This is a genomic window from Halomonas sp. G15 (assembly GCF_021282295.1).
Lineage (GTDB): Bacteria > Pseudomonadota > Gammaproteobacteria > Pseudomonadales > Halomonadaceae > Halomonas > Halomonas alimentaria.
Genome location: NZ_JAJSPA010000002.1, coordinates 83,430 through 100,260, shown reverse-complemented (window position 1 = coordinate 100,260; position 16,831 = coordinate 83,430). Strand labels below are relative to the sequence as shown.

Genomic DNA, 16,831 nt, shown 5'->3' with positions numbered 1-16,831 from the left:
ACCATGCCGGCCCGCCCGGAAGCTCAATATATCAGGCAGGTGTCAGCCAGTCGCCGAAGGCCTCCGTGGCCGGCCCCGGCTGGCCACGCGTGACATCGCGGTAGAGCCGCTGCAGGCGCGCGGTCACCGAGACCGCGGCGATGGGTTCGCCCACCGCCGGGGCCCCGGCACGCCCGCCGATGAGACGGCCATCGAGTTCGCGCAGCGGCAGGATCTCCGCGGCGGTGCCGGTGACGAAGGCCTCATCGGCGATATAGAGCTCGTCGCGGGTGATGCGTCGTTCATGCACCTCGATACCCAGTACCTCGCGGGCCAGGTGGATCACGCTGTCGCGGGTGATGCCCTGCAGGCAGGAGGTCACCTCCGGGGTATGCAGCACGCCGTCGCGCAGCAGGAAGACGTTGGCCGCCGAGGCCTCGGCGACATAGCCCTCCGGGTCGAGCATGATCGTCTCGTCGAAGCCCGCCTTCACCGCGGTGTTGAGCGCCAGCATCGAGTTGACGTAGTGGCCGTTGGTCTTGGCCCGGCACAGGCTGATGTTGACGTGGTGGCGCGCCCAGGAGGAGGTCAGCGCACGCAGGCCGATGGCGGCGGCCTCGGGCGAGATATAGTCGCCCAAGTCCCAGGCGGGAATCATCACATGGGTGGTGAGCCCCTTCGCCCGAAGACCCAGCCCCTCGGCACCGAGATACACCGTGGGCTTGAGATAGGCGTTGCTCAGGCCATTGCGCGCCAGGCATTGGCGCTGGGCCTGGATCAACGTCTCGTCATCGTTAGATAACGGTATATCGAGGGCGTGGGCGCTATCCAGCAGCCGGCGGCTGTGTTCCGTCACCCGGAACAGGTGCGTGCCCCGCGGGCCAGCGTAGGCGCGCACGCCCTCGAAGCAGCCCATGCCGTAGTGCAGGCTATGGGTCAGCATATGGGTGCGGGCATCGCGCCACGCCAGCCACTCGCCGTCATGCCAGATCCAGCCGTCGCGATCGAAGAGCGGTGTCATGGGTCCGGGTTCCTGTAGTCAAAGAGTCGGTGATCGAAGGCGAAGGTCAGAGCCGACCGGCCGCTGCCCAGGCCGAACGCCAGCCATCGATCAGCTCGCGCTGGTGGGGCTGCAGGGCCTGGTAGGCCCAGGCGGCGATCTCGTCGTTCTGGGGATCGGGTACGCAGATATCGCTGTCGGCCAGGGTCTGGATCACCGCGTGGCCGCACAGTGGTACATAACCCTCGGAGTAGCCGCCCTCGTGAACCATCACCAGGCGCCCATCGCAGACGCGTTCGGCCAGGTCCCTGACCTGGGCGGTCATGCGCGCGAAGGCCGCGCTGTTGAGCAGCATCTTGCCGAGCGGGTCCTTGGCACAGGCGTCATAGCCGCAAGCCACCACGATCAGCTCGGGGTCGAAGGCCTCAAGTGCCGGCAGCACCAGTTCGGTCATGGCGTGGTCATAGGCGCCGAGGCCGCAGCCGGGCGGCAGCGGCAGGTTGAGACAGGCGCCCATGCCGGCCCCCTCCCCCTGCTCGTCGAAGGTGCCGGTATCCAGCGGATAGTTGCCCGCCTGGTGGATCGACACCGTGAACACCTCGGGATCGGCATAGAACGCCGCCTGCTGGCCGTTGCCGTGGTGCACATCCCAGTCGAGGATCGCCACGCGCCCTGCCTGGCCCAGGGCACGCGCCCGCATCACGGCCACGGGGATATTGCCCAGCAGGCAGAAGCCCCGGCCGCGGTCGGCCTCGGCGTGGTGGCCGGGGGGACGGCAGAGCGCATAGGCGCGCTGAAGCTCCCCGCAGGCCACGGCCTCCACCGCGGCGATGGCCAGGCCCGCCGACTGGCAGGCGGCGGCCAGGCTACCCGGCGTATAGGGGGCGCAGTCCCCGCCGTCACCGCCCCCTGCCCGGTCACCGGCCGCCAGCGCCTCCAGATAGCGGGGCGTGTGGAAGCGCTTGAGATCCTCGCGGCGCGCCGGCGGCGGCTTGCGTACTGTCAGCTGGTCGATCAGGCCGGAGACCTCCAGCAGGTTCTTCAGCCGCCGCTTGCTCTCCGGGCTCTCCGAGGCGGGCTGCGGCTGCAGGAACTCGCCGGGAGCGGAGAAGACCCCGATGGCCCCCGGGTCGTGCCAGAAGCAGCGCTCATGCCAGAAGAAGCCGGTGGTGGCGCGCGTCATCATGCGCTTGGCAGTGCCGCGGTGACCATGATCTCCACCTTGAACTCGGGAAGCGCCAGCCTCGCCTCGGTGGCGGCCCGCGCCGGCGGGCGTCCCGGCGCCACCCAGGCATCCCAGGCCGCGTTCATCTCGGCGAACTCGCCCATGTCGGTCACCCATACCAGGGCGCTGAGCAGATGCTCCTTGCTGGTCCCGGCAGCGGCCAGCTGACGGTCGATCTTGGCCAGCACCTGCTCGGTCTGGCCGCGCATGTCGGCGCTGGTGTCATCGGGCACCTGGCCGGCCAGGTAGACGGTGCCGTTGTGCACCGTGGCCTGGCTCATGCGGGCATTGCTGTCGTGATAGGTGATGCGCATGGGAGTCTCCTTGCAGGAAGCCGGCCGGCAACATCGCACTCCTGGCCGGGGTGGTAGAAGGGTTTCCATCGCGGCTTGCCTAGCCCAGCAGCGTGGGGATCCAGGTGGAGAGCGACGGGAAGGTGACCAGCAGCAGGATCACCACGATGAAGGCTACGTAGAACGGCAGCGAAGCGATGATCGCCCTCTCGAAGGGCACGTTGGCGATCCGCGCCGCCGTCATCAGCGTCATCCCCACCGGCGGCGTGACGTTGGAGATGTTGAGCACCACGATCATCAGGATGGCGAAGTGCAGCGGGTCGACACCGAGCTGGATCATCGCCGGCACCAGCACCGGGGCCACCACTACCAGTGCCGGCAGCACGTCCATGACGGTGCCGATCAGGATCAGCAGGCCGCAGACCAGCAGCAGCTGCAGGAAGGTCGAGTCGCTGAAGGTGGTGATCAGCCCGGCCGCGTCCCGGGCGATGCCGGAACGGGTGACAAACCAGCCGAGCACCGCCGAGGTCGCCAGCAGGAAGAACACCACCCCCGAGAAGCGCACCGTAACCACCAGGGCATGCCAGATCTTCTGCCAGGAGAGGTTACGGTAGAAGATCACGCCGATGGCGATGGCATAGACGGCGGCAAAGCCCGAGGCCTCGGTGATGGTGGTCAGCCCGGAGAGGATGCCACCGAGGATGATCAGCGGCACGATCATCGCCGGCAGCGCCACCAGGAAGGCCACGGCCGCCACCTTGAGCGGCGTGGGGGCCTGCTTGGGGTAGCCCCGCTTCCAGGCCAGGAAGAAGCTCACCGCGAGCAGCGCCAGGGCCATCAGCAGGCCGGGGATGATGCCCCCGGCGAAGAGGTCGATCACCGAGATATCACGCAGCAGGGTCGCATAGACCACCATCACCACGCTGGGCGGGATGATCGGCCCGATGATCGACGAGCAGGCGGTGATCGCCGCGGCGTACTCGGCGTCATAGCCCTGCTCCTTCATCTCCGGGATCATGATCTTGCCGATCGCCACGGTATCGGTGATCGCCGCCCCGGTCAGGCCGGCGAAGAACACCGACACCGAGATATTGACGTGGGAGAGCGCCCCGCGCACCCGGCCGAACAGGGCGTTGTTGAAGGCGATCAGCTTCTGGGTCAGGCCACCCTGGTTCATCAGCTCGGCGGTGAAGATGAAATAGGGCACGGCAATCAGCAGGAAGCCGGAGACACCGGCGAACATGCGGTCGGCGATGATGCCGAGCATGCGCTCGCCGCCCATGGCGAAGCCACCGGCCAGCCCCGACATGGCCATCACCACGGCGACCGGGGCACCGATCAGCAGCAGCACGACGAAGGCAATGATTGCGGGCATCATGGGCGGTGCTCCCCGTCGGCGGTCTCGATCAGCTCATCGATCGTGGACTCGTCATCGATGAAGTGTTCCAGCAGGTCGAAGCCCTGCACCAGGTGCAGCAGGATGATGACCCCGCTGATCGGGATCACGATGGCGGTGAACTTGGCGGATATCTGGATCTGGTCGGAGACCATGTAGACCTGGGAGGCCCCCTGGAAGTAGTCCCAGCCGTACCAGACCAGCATCAACGCGAACAGCGCGATCACGCCGAGGCAGAGCCCCGCCGCCACCTGGAGCAGCACGCGCGGCAGACTGCGCACCAGCAGGGTCATGGCCACGTGCTCGCCGTAGCGCAGCGAGATGGTCATGGAGAGGAAGCCGATCCAGGGCAGGAATAGCCGGGCCAGGGAGTAGGTCCAGCTCAGGGTGCTGCCGGTGGCCAGCTTGTAGAGGAAAGCCGTGAAGGAGATGCCCAGCATGATCAGCACGCAGGCCACGCACGTCACGATCGCCACCTGGTTCACCGCATCACTCAGGCGGCGCAAGGGCTGGAGGAGGGGCATCGGAGTACCTCGGTGACATCGACGACCGACCCGCAGGCCGGTCGCATCAAGAGGCAGGCGCACGCACGCCTGCCGGCTCATCGGCCCCGGCGATCACCGGGGCCGATCACTCGGCGTCGACACTCACTGGCCATAGTTGGCCATGTCGTTCTCGACCACCGCCTCGCCGACCCGGGCGACCTCGGCGAGGAAGGCGTCGACCTTCTCCTCCTCGATGCCGAAGTCGTTGACGATCCACTCCTTCCAGGCCGGGGTGGCGATCTCCGCCATGCGCGCCCGCTCCTCGGGAGGCATGATGTAGCACTCCTCGAAGCGCTCGCAGGACTCCACCCAACTGGCGGTGGCCAGCGCCCCGGACATGCCGTGGCCGATGGCGATGGCCTCGCGGGCCGAGGTGACGATGGCCTGCTGCTGCTCCTCGGTCAGGCTCTGGAACCACTCCTCGCTGACCAGCCAGGCGGCGCTGTTGTAAACGTGCCCGGTCAGGGTGGTGTAGTCCGTCACCTCGTCGAAGTTGAAGGTGGTGTTGAGCACCGGCGCGTTGAACTGGCCGTCGGCCAGGCCGGTCTCCAGGGCGGTGATCACCTCGCCCCAGGGCAGCGGTGTGGCCGAGGCGCCCATCGACTTCATGATCGCCACGTGTCCCGGGTTCTCCTCGGTGCGGATATTGAGCCCCTCGAGATCCTCCACGGTCTTGATCGGGCGCTCGTTGTTGGTGAAGGCCACGAAGCCGCCGCCGTCATCGAAGGTGCCCAGGTAACGCATGTTGGTCTCCTCGATGGTCCCCGACATGAAGTCGGCAAACCACTCCCCATCGAAGAAGGCCCAGGCCTGACGCCAGTTGTCGAAGATGAAGGGCGCAGTCATCAGCTGATAGTCGTCATAGAAGGACGACATGGCACCGGTGGTGATGATGGTGGACTGCAGGGTGCGCCCGCCCTGGACCTCGGACGCGGTCTCCACCTCGGAGCCCAGCTGGCTGTTGCCGAAAATCGACACGGTGATCTCGCCATTGGTGCGAGTCTCAACCAGGTTCTTGAACTGGATCAGAGCCGGATAGACCTCGTTGTTGCTCATGTCCTCGGGAAGGATGGTGGCGATGGCCATCTCCTCGGCCTGGACCTGGGCCGCCGCCATGGCCAGCGGCAGGGCCGCCAGGGCGGTCAGGCGGGGAAACATCGTGCTACGCATGGGCTTGCCTCTCGGTGTTGTCGTTATCGGATGCGGCAATGGCAGCGCCTGTGGCGCTGGCCTGTTACCCAGCCTAGAACGTCGCTGCCGATAGCGCCTGCCCTCGGGGTAGCAACCCTTCAACGCCCGCGACAGATGACCTGTCCCCGATGCCACGCCAGCGTTGAAGCCACAGCCTGCCCAAGCGGCAGTGGCCTCTATAGTGTGGTGAGGAACCCATGCCGGACAGGGAGGCGAGTCCCATGCCGCTTGTACTGATCGTCCTGCTGCCGCTGACCGGCGCCTGTCTGCCTGCCCTGCTGCAGGGACGCTCCTCGCGACTGCTGGCCTCGGTCTCCGCCCTCCCCGCCCTCTTCTGTCTGCTGCTTCTGCTCAGCTGGCTTCCGCATGTCATGGGCAACGACGAGGCCGTGGTCCAGCGGCTCTCCTGGCTGCCGGCACTGGGCCTCGACGTGGCCTTCCGCCTCGACGGCCTGGGCCTGCTGTTCGCCCTGCTGATCACCGGGATCGGCTGCCTGATCCTGCTCTATGCGCGCTACTACTTCGCGGGCAGCGACACCTCGGCGCGCTTCTTCACCCTGATCCTGCTGTTCATGGCGGCGATGCTGGGCATCGTGCTCTCCGAGAACCTGCTGTTCCTGCTGGTGTTCTGGGAGCTGACCAGCCTGGTCTCCTTCCTGCTGATCGGCTACCACAGCCACGACCATGCGGCCCGGCTGGGTGCCCGCATGTCACTGGTGATCACCGCTGGCGGCGGCCTGGCGCTGCTCGGCGGCGTGGTGCTGCTGGGCCAGGCCGCCGGCAGCCATGAGCTCTCGGTGGTGCTCGAGGCCGGCGATCGCATCCGCGCCCACGAGCACTATGGCCTGATGCTCAACCTGATCCTGCTCGGCGCCTTCACCAAGTCGGCCCAGTTCCCGTTCCACCTGTGGCTGCCCCACGCCATGACGGCGCCCACCCCGGTCTCCGCCTACCTGCACAGCGCCACCATGGTCAAGGCGGGGTTGTTTCTGCTCGCACGCCTGCACCCGGCGCTCGCCGACACCTCGCTATGGTTCCACCTGGTCACCCTGACCGGGATGATGACGCTGATGCTAGGCGCCTTCGTGGCCATGTTCATGCACGACATGAAGGGGCTGCTCGCCTACTCGACGGTCTCCCACCTGGGGCTGATCATGCTGCTGCTGGGGCTGGGCACCCCCATGGCACTGGCGGCGGCACTCTTCCACCTGGTGTGCCACGCGCTGTTCAAGGCGCCGCTGTTCATGATGGCGGGCTACGTGGAGCACGCCACCGGCACCCGTGACATGCGACGGATCAACGGCATGTGGCGCTTCATGCCCGCGCTGATGGTGCTCTCGGGCATCTCCGCCGCCGCCATGGCCGGCCTGCCACTGATGAGCGGCTACCTGAGCAAGAAGATGCTGTTCACCGAGAGTCTGCTGATCTCCACCCCCGACTGGGCGGCCGTGGTGATCCCCGCCTGGGTGGCCCTGGCCGCCCTCTTCTCGGTGGCCTACGCGATCCGCATCTTCCACAACGTCTTCTTCAACGGCCGACCGGTGAACCTGCCCACATGGCCCCCCGCAGCACCGCGCGGGGCGGCGCTGTCGCCCATCGTGCTGCTCGCCGCGGCCACGCTGCTGGTGGGACTGGCGCCGGAGCCCCTCTATTCGGTGCTGGTCCACCCCGCCTTCGCCGCCGCCCGTCAGGCGGTCGTCGCACCCTACGACTTCACCACGCTGGGCGGCAGCGTACCGATGCTCATGAGCCTGTTCGCCCTGGCCGGCGGCGCGCTCTTCTACCACCTGCGCGACCCGCTGTTCCGGCTGCACGCGCGGCTGCCTCAGGTCGACGCCAAGGAGATCTTCGACTGGATCATGCGCCGCACCATCGCCCTCTCCCAGCAGCGGGTCTTCCAGCTGGAGAACGGCTCCCTGCAGCGCTACCTGACCTTCATCATGGCCACCCTGGTGGTGCTGGTAGGCCTTGAACTGCTCGCCGTGACCCACTGGGATGGCGGTGTGGCACTCGCCCCGCTCGACCCGCTGACCCTGCTGGCGGCGCTCCTGCTCTGCCTGGCGGCGATCGGCGTGGTGGTCTATCACCACCACCGCCTACCGGCGCTGCTGCTGCTCGGCGTCACCGGGCTCTTCGTCACCGTGGCCTTCGCGCGCTTCTCGGCCCCCGACCTCGCCCTGACCCAGCTGATGGTGGAGGTGATGGCGGTGGTGATCATGATGCTGGCCCTCTCCTTCCTGCCCCAAACCTCCCCCCGCGGCTCGACCCGCGTGCGCATGGGGCGCGACCTGGCCATCGCCGGCCTGATGGGCGTCGGCGTGGCGGCCTTCAGCTTCGCCATCCTGACCCGGCCCCAGCAGACGATCTCGGACTTCTTCCTCGCCAACAGCGTGCCCGGTGGTGGTGGCAGCAACGTGGTCAACGTGATCCTGGTCGACTTCCGCGGCTTCGACACCCTGGGCGAGATCACCGTGCTCGGCATCGCCGCCGTGGCGGTGTTCGCCTTCACCCGCGACCTGCACCTCAAGGAGCGGGTGGTCGAGACCAATCCCGCCCACTGGGTCGCCGAGCCGCACCCCATCATGCTAAGCACGGTGGCCCGGCTGGTGCTGCCCATCGCCCTGCTGGTCTCCGCCTATATCTTCCTGCGCGGACACAACCTCCCCGGCGGCGGCTTCATCGCCGGGCTGATCACCGCGGTGGCACTGACCCTGCAGTACATGGCCGGCGGGCTGGTCTGGGCGCAGCAGCGCATGCTGACCGCCTTCCGGCCGCTGATCGGGGCCGGCCTGCTGATCGCCACCGCCACCGGCCTGGGCAGCTGGCTGTTCGGCTTCCCCTTCCTCACCTCGGCCCATGGCCACCTCTCCCTGCCACTGATCGGCGAATTCGAGCTGGCCACTGCCATGCTCTTCGACCTCGGGGTCTACGCCACCGTGGTCGGGGCCACGCTGCTGATACTCGCCAACCTCGGCAAGCTGATGACCGTGGCCGGCCCCGGCAAGGAGATCGGCTGATGGAACTGCTCTACGCGCTCACCCTGGGCGTGCTTACCGCCTGCGGCGTCTACCTGCTGCTGCGGGCACGCACCTTCACGGTGATCCTGGGCCTGACGCTGCTCTCCCATGCCGTCAATCTCTACCTGTTCGCCTCGGGACGCCTGGTGGCCGGCGCCCCGGCCATCATCGGCCTGGCCGAGCGCTCCGCCGACCCGCTGCCCCAGGCCCTGGTGCTCACCGCCATCGTCATCGGCTTCGCCATGACCGCCTTCGTGGTGGTGCTGGCGCTCAAGGCCGCGGTGGAGCTGCGCAACGACCACGTCGACGGCGAGAACCCGGACGAGGACCGCGCATGAACCACGCCCTGATCCTCCCCATCCTGCTGCCGCTGCTCACCGGCGCCGGCCAGCTGCTCTGCTACCGGGCACCGTTTGCCGTGCAGCGCCTGCTGGGCTTCGCGAGTACCGGCTGGCTGGTGTTGCTGGGCATCTGGGCACTGGCCACGGCCGGGTCGGGCGACTACCTGCTCTACCAGGCGGGAAACTGGCCGGCCCCGTTCGGCATCGTGCTGGTTCTCGACCGCCTCGCCGCCATCATGCTGGCCCTGACCGCGGTACTGGGGCTGTGTTGCCTGGTCTATGCCAGCGGCGGCACCGACCAGCGCGGCGCCCACTTCCACGCCCTCTTCCAGTTCCAGCTGGCCGGCCTCAACGGCGCCTTCCTCACCGGCGACCTCTTCAACCTCTTCGTGTTCTTCGAGATCCTGCTGATCGCCTCCTACGCCCTGTTGCTGCACGGCGGCGGGCGTGCCCGCAGCCGCGCCGGGCTGCACTACGTGATCATCAACCTGGCAGGCTCGGCGCTGTTCCTGATCGCACTGGGCACCCTCTACGGCCTCACCGGCACCCTCAACATGGCCGACCTGGCGCTGCGCGTGGCCGAGGCGCCACCGGAAGACGAGCCGCTGCTCGCCGCCGCCAGCCTGATCCTGCTGGTGGTGTTCGGCATCAAGGCGGCGATCCTGCCGCTGCTGTTCTGGCTGCCGCGGGCCTACTCGGCAGCCAGCGCACCGGTGGCCGCACTCTTCGCCATCATGACCAAGGTGGGCATCTACGCCATCCTGCGCGTCTTCCTGCTGGTCTTCGCGCTGGGCGAGGAACCGATCAACGCCACCGCCTGGGCCTGGCTGTGGCCTCTGGCGCTGCTGACCCTGGCACTGGGCGGTGTCGGTGTGCTGGGCTCGGACAGCCTGCGCACCCTGTCCGCCTACCTGGTGATCCTCTCGGTCGGCACCCTGCTCGCGACCATCAGCCTGGTGACTCCGGCCGCCCTGGGCGCCGCTCTGTTCTACCTGATCCACAGCACCGGCATGGCCGCGGTGTTCTTCCTGCTCGCCGACCTGCTGGGCCAGCAGCGCGAGGAGGGCTACGACCGCTTCTCGGCGACCGGCCCCATCGGGCATCGACGGGTGCTGGGCACGCTGTTCTTCATCGCCGGCATCGCCATGGCGGGGCTGCCGCCCTTCGGTGGCTTCGTCAGCAAGGCGTGGATCCTCCAGGCCAGCGCCAGCGACCCCCGGGGCCTATGGCTGTGGGGCGTGCTGCTGGCCTCGGCCCTGCTGGTCATCATCGCCATCAGCCGTACCGGCAGCAGCTGGTTCTGGCGCCCCGCAGAGATGGCCAGGCCCTATCCGCTCAGGCGCGGCCTGCTGACACTGGTGTGCGGCATGGTCGGCCTCAATGCGCTGCTGGCGGCCTTCGGCAACCCGGTAATGGGCTATCTGGAGCTCACCGCCGAGCAGCTGCTCGCACCGCGCGGCTATATCGCCGCCGTGCTGCCCGACGCCCTCGCCTCCGCCACGGAGATCACCCCATGACGCCATCGATGCGCAACTGGCAGTTCTGGCTGCCACACCCGCTGTTCTCGCTGTTCCTGGCGCTGCTGTGGTTGCTGATGATCAACGACTTCAGCGTGGCCCACGCCCTGCTGGGGCTGGTCCTAGGCGTGGCGATCCCCCTGGTGACCCACGCCTTCTGGCCCGAGGAGGCGAGGATCCGCCGCCCCCTGCCGCTGCTGCGCTACCTACTGGTGCTGCTGATGGACATCCTGCGCTCCAACCTGGTGGTGGCCCTGCGCATCCTGCGACCCGCCCGACACCTGACGCCTGGCTTCTTCACCTATCCGCTGGCCCTGGAGGACGATTTCGCCATCACCATCCTGGCCAGCACCATCTCGCTGACCCCCGGCACCGTCTCCATCCACTACGACGCCGAGGCCAACACCCTGCTGGTGCACGCCCTGCACCTGGTGGACGAGGCCGAGGCCATCGCCGGTATTCGTGAACGCTACGAGCAGCCGCTCGAGGAGATCTTCCGATGATCGCCGTGGTGATACCCATCGCGATGACGCTGTTTGCCATCGCCGCCCTGCTCAACCTCTACCGCCTGGCCATCGGCCCCGATATCGTCGACCGGATCCTTGCGCTGGACACCCTGATGATCAACAGCATCGCGCTGATCGTGCTGGCGGATATCTGGATGGGCCTGGGCATCCTGTTCGAGCTGGCCCTGCTGATCGCCCTGATGGGCTTCGTCAGCACCGTGGCCATGAGCAAGTACCTGCTGCGGGGGGACGTCATCGAATGATCGCTATCGACATGACCTGGCCCCTGCAACTGGTGATCGCGGCCTTCCTGCTGGTCGGCGCGGTCGTGGCGCTGATCGGTTCCTGGGGACTGGCCAAGTTGCCCGACTTCTATACGCGCCTGCACGGCCCCACCAAGGCCAGCACCCTGGGCGTCGGCTGCACCCTGATCGGTTCGCTGCTCTACTTCAGCCTCCAGCAGGACGGCATCTCGGTCCAGGAAGCGCTGGTGACCATCTTCCTGTTTGCCACCGCCCCGGTCAGCGCCCATATGATGGGCAAGGCCGCCCTGCGCCGGCGTCTGCCGGGCGTGGCGGGCACGCGCAACATGCCCGACCGATAAGCCACCCGGGGTTCCCGCGGGGGAGGCCGGCAAGGTCCATCTCTTCGCCAAAGCCTGATAGGGTAAACAGCCAGCTGGCATCAACGACTGGAGGCCGACATGCCCCGCTTCCCCGATCATCTGACCGGCGACGGTCCCCACAACCCCTTCCCCGGCGTGCGCGTGCTGGAGCGGCGCCTGGGGCGTGAGATCCCCCATCAGCTGGGCTCCAACGAGGGCCTCGACATGCCCCATCGCGCCCTGCGCGAGCGCTTCGGGGATGCCATGGCCGAGCATGTCTACAGCTACGGCGATGCCGAGGCACTGGGGATTCGCCAGCGCCTGGCGGACCAGAAGGGGATCCCGCTGGAGGCGATGCTGGTGGACGCCGGCGCCGACAGCCTGATCGCCCTGGCCCTGCGCGCCCTGGTGACACCGGGCGACGCCGTGGTCGGCACCCAGGGCACCTACCCCACCTTCGGCTACTTCGCCCGCGGCCACGGCTGCCGGGTGATCGAGGTCCCCTACGCCGAGGCGCCCGGTCGGCTGGCACCGGACCTCGAGGCCCTGGCCCGCTCCGCCAGGGAGGAGGACGCGCGACTGGTCTACCTGGCCAATCCCGACAATCCCGGCGGTCACCTGCACCGCGACGAGGACGTGCTGGCGCTGCGGCGAGCACTCCCGGCTGACTGCTGGCTGCTGCTCGACGAGGCCTACCACGACTTCCGCGAGGACGCCGACGCCGAATTCGGCCGCCGGGTACTCCCCGGAGTGGTACGCCTGCGCACTCTCTCCAAGGCCCACGGCCTCGCCGGGCTGCGCGTGGGCTACGCCATTGCCGAGCCGGAGACCCTGGCGGTGATGATGAAGGTACGCATCCACTATGCGGTGTCGACGCTTAGCCAGGCCGCCGCGGAGACGGTGCTGAACCACCCGGCCGAGGTCGCGGCCCATGTGGCCGCGGTGCGCGAACGTCGCGAACGCCTGGCGGCCCACCTGCGCGGGCTGGGCGCCGACGTGCTGCCCAGCGCCACCAATTTCGTCGGCGTTCGCCTGGCCAGCGCGGAGCTGGCCGGCAGGGTACACCAGTCACTTCTCGACGAGGGCAAGCTGATCGCCCGCCCTGCCGACCCGGCGCTGGGCCATGTGCTGCGCATCACCGCGGTGGAGGATGCCCTGGCACCCAGCCGGCTGGCCACCCTGGAAGCCGCGCTCCAGCGCTAGCCAAGTGCGGTGCGAGACGCCATAGTAACGTCCCTTAGCCTGCAAAGATCGGACGAGCCCATGGATGCCCTGCGCCGCCACTCCTTATTGATCATCCTCTTCGGCAGCCTGGTGGTGACCCTGGCCATGGGCCTGCGTCACGGCTTCGGGCTGTTTCTGGAGCCCATGAGCAGCGAACTGGGCTGGGGCCGGGGCGTCTTCGCCTTCGCCCTGGCCATCCAGAACCTGCTGTGGGGTCTCGCGCAGCCCTTCGCCGGCGCCCTGGCCGACCGCTTCGGCGCCGCACGCGTGGTAGTGGTGGGCGGCGCCCTCTATACCTTGGGCCTGCTGTGCATGGGGCTCTCCGACTCGGCGCTGGGCATGACGCTCTCTGCCGGGGTATTGATCGGGCTGGGCCTCTCCGGCACCACCTTCTCGGTGGTGCTGGGTGCGGTGGGGCGCGCCGTGGCGCCGGAGAAGCGCAGCATGGCCATGGGCATCGTCAGCGCCGCGGGCTCCTTCGGCCAGTTCGCCATGCTGCCCGGCACCCTGGGGCTGCTGGAGTGGCTGGGCTGGTCAGCGGCGCTGCTGGCGATGGGCGTCATCGGCGCGCTGATGCTGCCGCTGGGGGCCCTGCTGCGCGACCGCCCGGCCGCTGCCGCCGCCGGTGACCTGCCGCTGCGCGAGGCGCTCGACGAGGCCGCCGGCCATCGCGGCTTCTGGCTGCTCTGCATGGGCTTCTTCGTGTGTGGCTTTCAGGTGGTGTTCATCGGCGTGCACCTGCCCGGCTACCTCTACGACAACGGCATCGCGGTCCAGGTAGGCAGTACCGTGCTGGCGCTGATCGGGCTGTTCAATATCTTCGGCACCTACGTCGCCGGCTGGCTGGGCGGGCGGTTCTCGAAGCCGCGCCTGCTGAGCGGGATCTACCTGACCCGGGCGGTGATCATCACCCTCTTCCTGATGGCCCCCCTGAGCCCCACGACCACCTACCTGTTCGGCATCGCCATGGGCCTGCTGTGGCTCTCCACGGTGCCGCTGACCAACGGCATCGTCGCCTCGGTATTCGGCGTCCAGCACCTCTCCATGCTCGGCGGGATCGTCTTCCTGTTCCACCAGCTCGGCTCCTTCATGGGTGTCTGGCTGGGCGGCTTCCTCTATGACCTGCAGGGTGACTACGACGTGGTCTGGAAGCTGGCCATCCTGCTCGGCGTGGCGGCGGCCATGCTGCACTGGTGGATCAGCGAGGCACCGGTTCAGCGTGGCGCCCGACAGGAGGTCGAGGCATGAGTCGTCGACTGGTCTGGCGAGTGGCGGCAGCGGCCCTCACCGCCGCCGCCCTGGCGCTGGTATGGTGGGGCTGGCATCAGCTGGACGCCGCCCTGCTGCTGCTCGGCAGCCGGCTCTGCTGAGGCCCTTGCCGTAGCCGTAGCGAGCGACACGGCGAAGGGGCTGACAGCGACGCGCTTCCCGCAACCGACGGGGGGCGGTACTGGTCGAACCCAGCCCTGGCATAACTCTCAGGCGTTGTAGACCACCCTGCCCAGCTCGCCGAGATCGTAGCCGCCCAGCGCCTCGGCGCGCTCGGCGAAGCGTGGCTCCTGGACGAAGGCCAGCAGTCGCTGGATCGGCGGCTCGAAGTAGCTGCGCCGACGCAGTGCCAGGTCGAAATGCTCCTGGTGCAGGGGAAGGAAGGTCAGCCCCTGGCGCCGCGCCGCCGCCTCCACCCCGAGGCCTGCATCCGCTTCCCCCTGACATATCGCCAGTGCCAGGTCATCCTCCGAGAGTGAGGGGTGGGCCGTGAAATGCAGCCGTGAAGCCTCCACGCCCGCCTGCTCCAGCAACCAGCTCAGCAGCCGCCCGGCCCCGGCGTCCGGCTGGCGATGGGCGATGCGCACCTCGGGACGCGTTAGATCGGCCAGGCGGCGGATCCCCAGCGGGTTGTCCGGCGCCAGCAGCAACCCCTGGCGCCGGGTCGCCCAGCGCACCATCACCAGGTCGCGCATCCCGCCCATTCCCAGGGCCTGGGGTCGGTTGTAGCCACCGCTCGCCGCATCCAGCAGGTGCAGCCCGGCGAGCATTGCCTGGCCCTCCAGCAGCCGTCGCACACCGTCGCCGCTGCCTTGACAGAGCAGCGCCAGCTGGGAGCCGCTCTCGCGCACCGCCCACTCCAGCAGCGGGTCCTGGCTGCCGGCCAGGACCACCGGCACCGGGCGCGTCGTCGCCTGGTCGCCCTCCAGGTGATTCATCAGCCACAGGTCGATGCTGTGGCGCGGAAACAGCAGCTTCCCGGTGACCCGCACGCAGGGGATCGCCCCCTGCCGCACCAGATCGTAGACCTTGCGCTCCTTGAGGCGAAGGTAGTCGGCCACCTCGGCGGTGGTCAGATAAGTGGCTCTCGCTTCCATCGGCGTCTCCTCCCTGGCTCGCAGGGAATATCACCCCGGCCACCTCTGAGGTGCTCGGGCGGGGATACAAGGCAATGTTCTTCTCACCTGCTGCATATAGATGTTTCTGGATGTTCTGATTACCACACCGCATGCATATTGGAACCTGAGCGCACAAGATGCCAGCTAACCAGAGGAGAATTGCATGCCCAGCGACTCCGGTGCCTTCGTCACCGCCCTGAATCTCATCCTCGGACTCGATCCCGACCTGCTGAACATCGTGGCCCTGTCGCTGCAGGTATCACTGACCGCTGTGGCGCTCGCCACCCTGATCGGTCTGCCGCTGGGCGCGGCGTTGGCACTGTGGCGCTTCCCCGGCCATGGGGTCCTGGTGGTGACACTCAATGCCCTGATGGGGCTGCCCCCGGTGGTGGCGGGCCTGTGCGTCTACCTGCTGCTCTCCCGGGCCGGCCCGCTGGGCGAGCTGGGGCTGCTGTTCACCCCCACCGCCATGGTGGTGGCCCAGCTGGTGCTGGTACTGCCGATCATCGCCGCCCTGGCGCGCCAGCAGGTGGAGGAGCTGCACCAGGAGTATCGCGAGCAGCTCACCTCCCTGGGGCTGTCACGGCTGCGCATGATCCCTACCCTGCTGTGGGATGCCCGGCTGGGGCTGGTCACGGTGGTGCTCGCCGGCTTCGGACGCGCCAGTGCCGAGGTGGGTGCGGTGATGATCGTGGGTGGCAACATCGACGGCGTCACCCGGGTGATGACCACCGCCATCGTGCTGGAGACCAGCAAGGGCGACCTGCCCCTGGCGCTGGGGCTGGGTATCGTACTGCTGGGGCTGGTGGCGCTGGTCAACGCCGGCGCCTATCTGGTGGGCGAGACGTCGCGGAGAAAGCTGGGATGAACGACATGACCACGCTCTCCATCACCGAAACACCGGCGCTCGAGCTGCATGGCGTCAGCTTCACTCACCGTGGCCAGCGCCTGCTGGGGCCGCTGGACCTGCGCCTCACCGGCTGCCGGCGCACCCTGGTGATGGGCCCCAACGGCGCCGGCAAGAGCCTGCTGATGCGCCTGGCCCACGGCCTGCTGGCCCCCTCCGCGGGCCGGGTGGATTGGCAGGGGCGCATCCCGCGCCAGGCGATGGTGTTCCAGCGCCCGGTGCTGCTCAAGCGCTCGGCGCTTGCCAACCTCACCTACGCCCTGGCAGTGAACGGTACGCCACGCCCTGAGCGCCGCGCACGCGCCCGCGAGGCACTGGAGCGTTTCGGCCTGGCCGCCCTGGAGAAGCGCCCGGCGCGGGTCCTCTCCGGCGGGGAGCAGCAGCGCCTGGCCCTGGCCCGTGCCTGGCTGCTCGACCCCGAGGTGCTGTTCCTCGACGAACCCACCTCGGCCCTGGACCCCGCCGCCATCAAGGCGGTGGAAGATGCGGTGCAGGAGTTCCACTGTCGCGGCACCCGCATCCTGATGAGCAGCCACGACCTGCACCAGGCGCGTCGCCTGGCGGACGAGGTGCTGTTCCTCAACGCCGGTCGGCTGATCGAGCACAGCGACGCCACCACCTTCTTCACGGCCCCCACCTCGAAAGAGGCGCGGGCCTTCATCCGCGGAGAGCTGGTGCTCTAGCCCGGCGCTCCGAACC

The 16,831-nt window shown here is 68.3% G+C and carries 18 protein-coding genes; 11 read left to right on the top strand and 7 right to left on the bottom strand.

Annotated elements, in window-relative coordinates:
* Window positions 1-31 precede the first annotated feature (31 nt).
* From LWH48_RS01970 to dctP, 6 genes are all read right to left on the bottom strand, one after another.
* Window positions 32-1,000, bottom strand: coding sequence for a branched-chain amino acid transaminase (locus LWH48_RS01970; RefSeq protein ID WP_232911097.1), 969 nt, complete (start codon window positions 998-1,000; stop codon window positions 32-34).
* Between the two features lie 46 nt (window positions 1,001-1,046).
* The gene (locus LWH48_RS01965; protein ID WP_442908285.1) at window positions 1,047-2,165 is read right to left on the bottom strand and encodes a class II histone deacetylase; all 1,119 of its coding nucleotides are present in this window, start codon (window positions 2,163-2,165) and stop codon (window positions 1,047-1,049) included.
* The gene (locus tag LWH48_RS01960; protein ID WP_161432878.1) at window positions 2,162-2,518 is read right to left on the bottom strand and encodes a RidA family protein; all 357 of its coding nucleotides are present in this window, start codon (window positions 2,516-2,518) and stop codon (window positions 2,162-2,164) included. The genes LWH48_RS01965 and LWH48_RS01960 overlap by 4 nt, the downstream gene beginning before the upstream one ends.
* A gap of 79 nt (window positions 2,519-2,597) precedes the next feature.
* On the bottom strand, window positions 2,598-3,875 hold the full coding sequence (locus LWH48_RS01955) for a TRAP transporter large permease (protein ID WP_232911096.1): 1,278 nt from the start codon (window positions 3,873-3,875) through the stop codon (window positions 2,598-2,600).
* The gene (locus LWH48_RS01950; protein ID WP_161432876.1) at window positions 3,872-4,417 is read right to left on the bottom strand and encodes a TRAP transporter small permease; all 546 of its coding nucleotides are present in this window, start codon (window positions 4,415-4,417) and stop codon (window positions 3,872-3,874) included. Before LWH48_RS01950 ends, LWH48_RS01955 begins: the two co-directional genes overlap by 4 nt.
* A 123-nt stretch (window positions 4,418-4,540) precedes the next feature.
* The gene (gene dctP / locus LWH48_RS01945) at window positions 4,541-5,608 is read right to left on the bottom strand and encodes a TRAP transporter substrate-binding protein DctP (RefSeq protein WP_232911095.1); all 1,068 of its coding nucleotides are present in this window, start codon (window positions 5,606-5,608) and stop codon (window positions 4,541-4,543) included.
* Window positions 5,609-5,850: 242 nt separating this feature from the next.
* Here dctP and LWH48_RS01940 point away from each other — a divergent pair, with 242 nt between their 5' ends.
* The 9 genes from LWH48_RS01940 (at window position 5,851) to LWH48_RS18210 (ending at window position 14,208) form a co-directional block, all read left to right on the top strand.
* Entirely contained in the window at window positions 5,851-8,646 is a 2,796-nt protein-coding gene (locus LWH48_RS01940; protein ID WP_232911094.1) for a monovalent cation/H+ antiporter subunit A, read from the top strand.
* On the top strand, window positions 8,646-8,984 hold the full coding sequence (locus LWH48_RS01935; RefSeq protein WP_232911093.1) for a Na+/H+ antiporter subunit C: 339 nt from the start codon (window positions 8,646-8,648) through the stop codon (window positions 8,982-8,984). The genes LWH48_RS01940 and LWH48_RS01935 overlap by 1 nt, the downstream gene beginning before the upstream one ends.
* Window positions 8,981-10,504, top strand: a complete 1,524-nt coding sequence (locus tag LWH48_RS01930; protein ID WP_232911092.1) for a monovalent cation/H+ antiporter subunit D — start codon at window positions 8,981-8,983, stop codon at window positions 10,502-10,504. The genes LWH48_RS01935 and LWH48_RS01930 overlap by 4 nt, the downstream gene beginning before the upstream one ends.
* Window positions 10,501-11,007 (top strand): Na+/H+ antiporter subunit E, encoded by a 507-nt coding sequence (locus tag LWH48_RS01925; protein ID WP_232911091.1) that lies wholly within the window; start codon window positions 10,501-10,503, stop codon window positions 11,005-11,007. The genes LWH48_RS01930 and LWH48_RS01925 overlap by 4 nt, the downstream gene beginning before the upstream one ends.
* The gene (locus LWH48_RS01920) at window positions 11,004-11,273 is read left to right on the top strand and encodes a K+/H+ antiporter subunit F (protein WP_161432871.1); all 270 of its coding nucleotides are present in this window, start codon (window positions 11,004-11,006) and stop codon (window positions 11,271-11,273) included. Before LWH48_RS01925 ends, LWH48_RS01920 begins: the two co-directional genes overlap by 4 nt.
* Entirely contained in the window at window positions 11,270-11,614 is a 345-nt protein-coding gene (locus LWH48_RS01915) for a Na+/H+ antiporter subunit G (RefSeq protein ID WP_232911090.1), read from the top strand. Before LWH48_RS01920 ends, LWH48_RS01915 begins: the two co-directional genes overlap by 4 nt.
* Window positions 11,615-11,713: 99 nt before the next feature.
* Window positions 11,714-12,817, top strand: a complete 1,104-nt coding sequence (locus LWH48_RS01910; RefSeq protein ID WP_232911089.1) for a pyridoxal phosphate-dependent aminotransferase — start codon at window positions 11,714-11,716, stop codon at window positions 12,815-12,817.
* Window positions 12,818-12,877: 60 nt separating this feature from the next.
* Complete coding sequence (locus LWH48_RS01905) at window positions 12,878-14,086, top strand: MFS transporter (RefSeq protein ID WP_232911088.1); 1,209 nt, start codon at window positions 12,878-12,880, stop codon at window positions 14,084-14,086.
* On the top strand, window positions 14,083-14,208 hold the full coding sequence (locus LWH48_RS18210) for a hypothetical protein (RefSeq protein WP_023006741.1): 126 nt from the start codon (window positions 14,083-14,085) through the stop codon (window positions 14,206-14,208). Before LWH48_RS01905 ends, LWH48_RS18210 begins: the two co-directional genes overlap by 4 nt.
* Window positions 14,209-14,316: 108 nt before the next feature.
* Here LWH48_RS18210 and LWH48_RS01900 read toward each other — a convergent pair whose 3' ends face one another.
* Window positions 14,317-15,204, bottom strand: coding sequence for a substrate-binding domain-containing protein (locus tag LWH48_RS01900; RefSeq protein WP_232911087.1), 888 nt, complete (start codon window positions 15,202-15,204; stop codon window positions 14,317-14,319).
* Between the two features lie 184 nt (window positions 15,205-15,388).
* On the opposite strand from LWH48_RS01900, the gene LWH48_RS01895 reads away from it, so the two are divergent.
* Together LWH48_RS01895 and LWH48_RS01890 are read left to right on the top strand one after the other, a co-directional pair.
* Complete coding sequence (locus tag LWH48_RS01895; RefSeq protein WP_232911086.1) at window positions 15,389-16,093, top strand: ABC transporter permease; 705 nt, start codon at window positions 15,389-15,391, stop codon at window positions 16,091-16,093.
* Window positions 16,090-16,815: an ATP-binding cassette domain-containing protein gene (locus LWH48_RS01890; protein WP_232911085.1), complete on the top strand. Its 726-nt coding sequence runs from the start codon at window positions 16,090-16,092 to the stop codon at window positions 16,813-16,815. Before LWH48_RS01895 ends, LWH48_RS01890 begins: the two co-directional genes overlap by 4 nt.
* The last annotated feature ends 16 nt before the right edge of the window (window positions 16,816-16,831 follow it).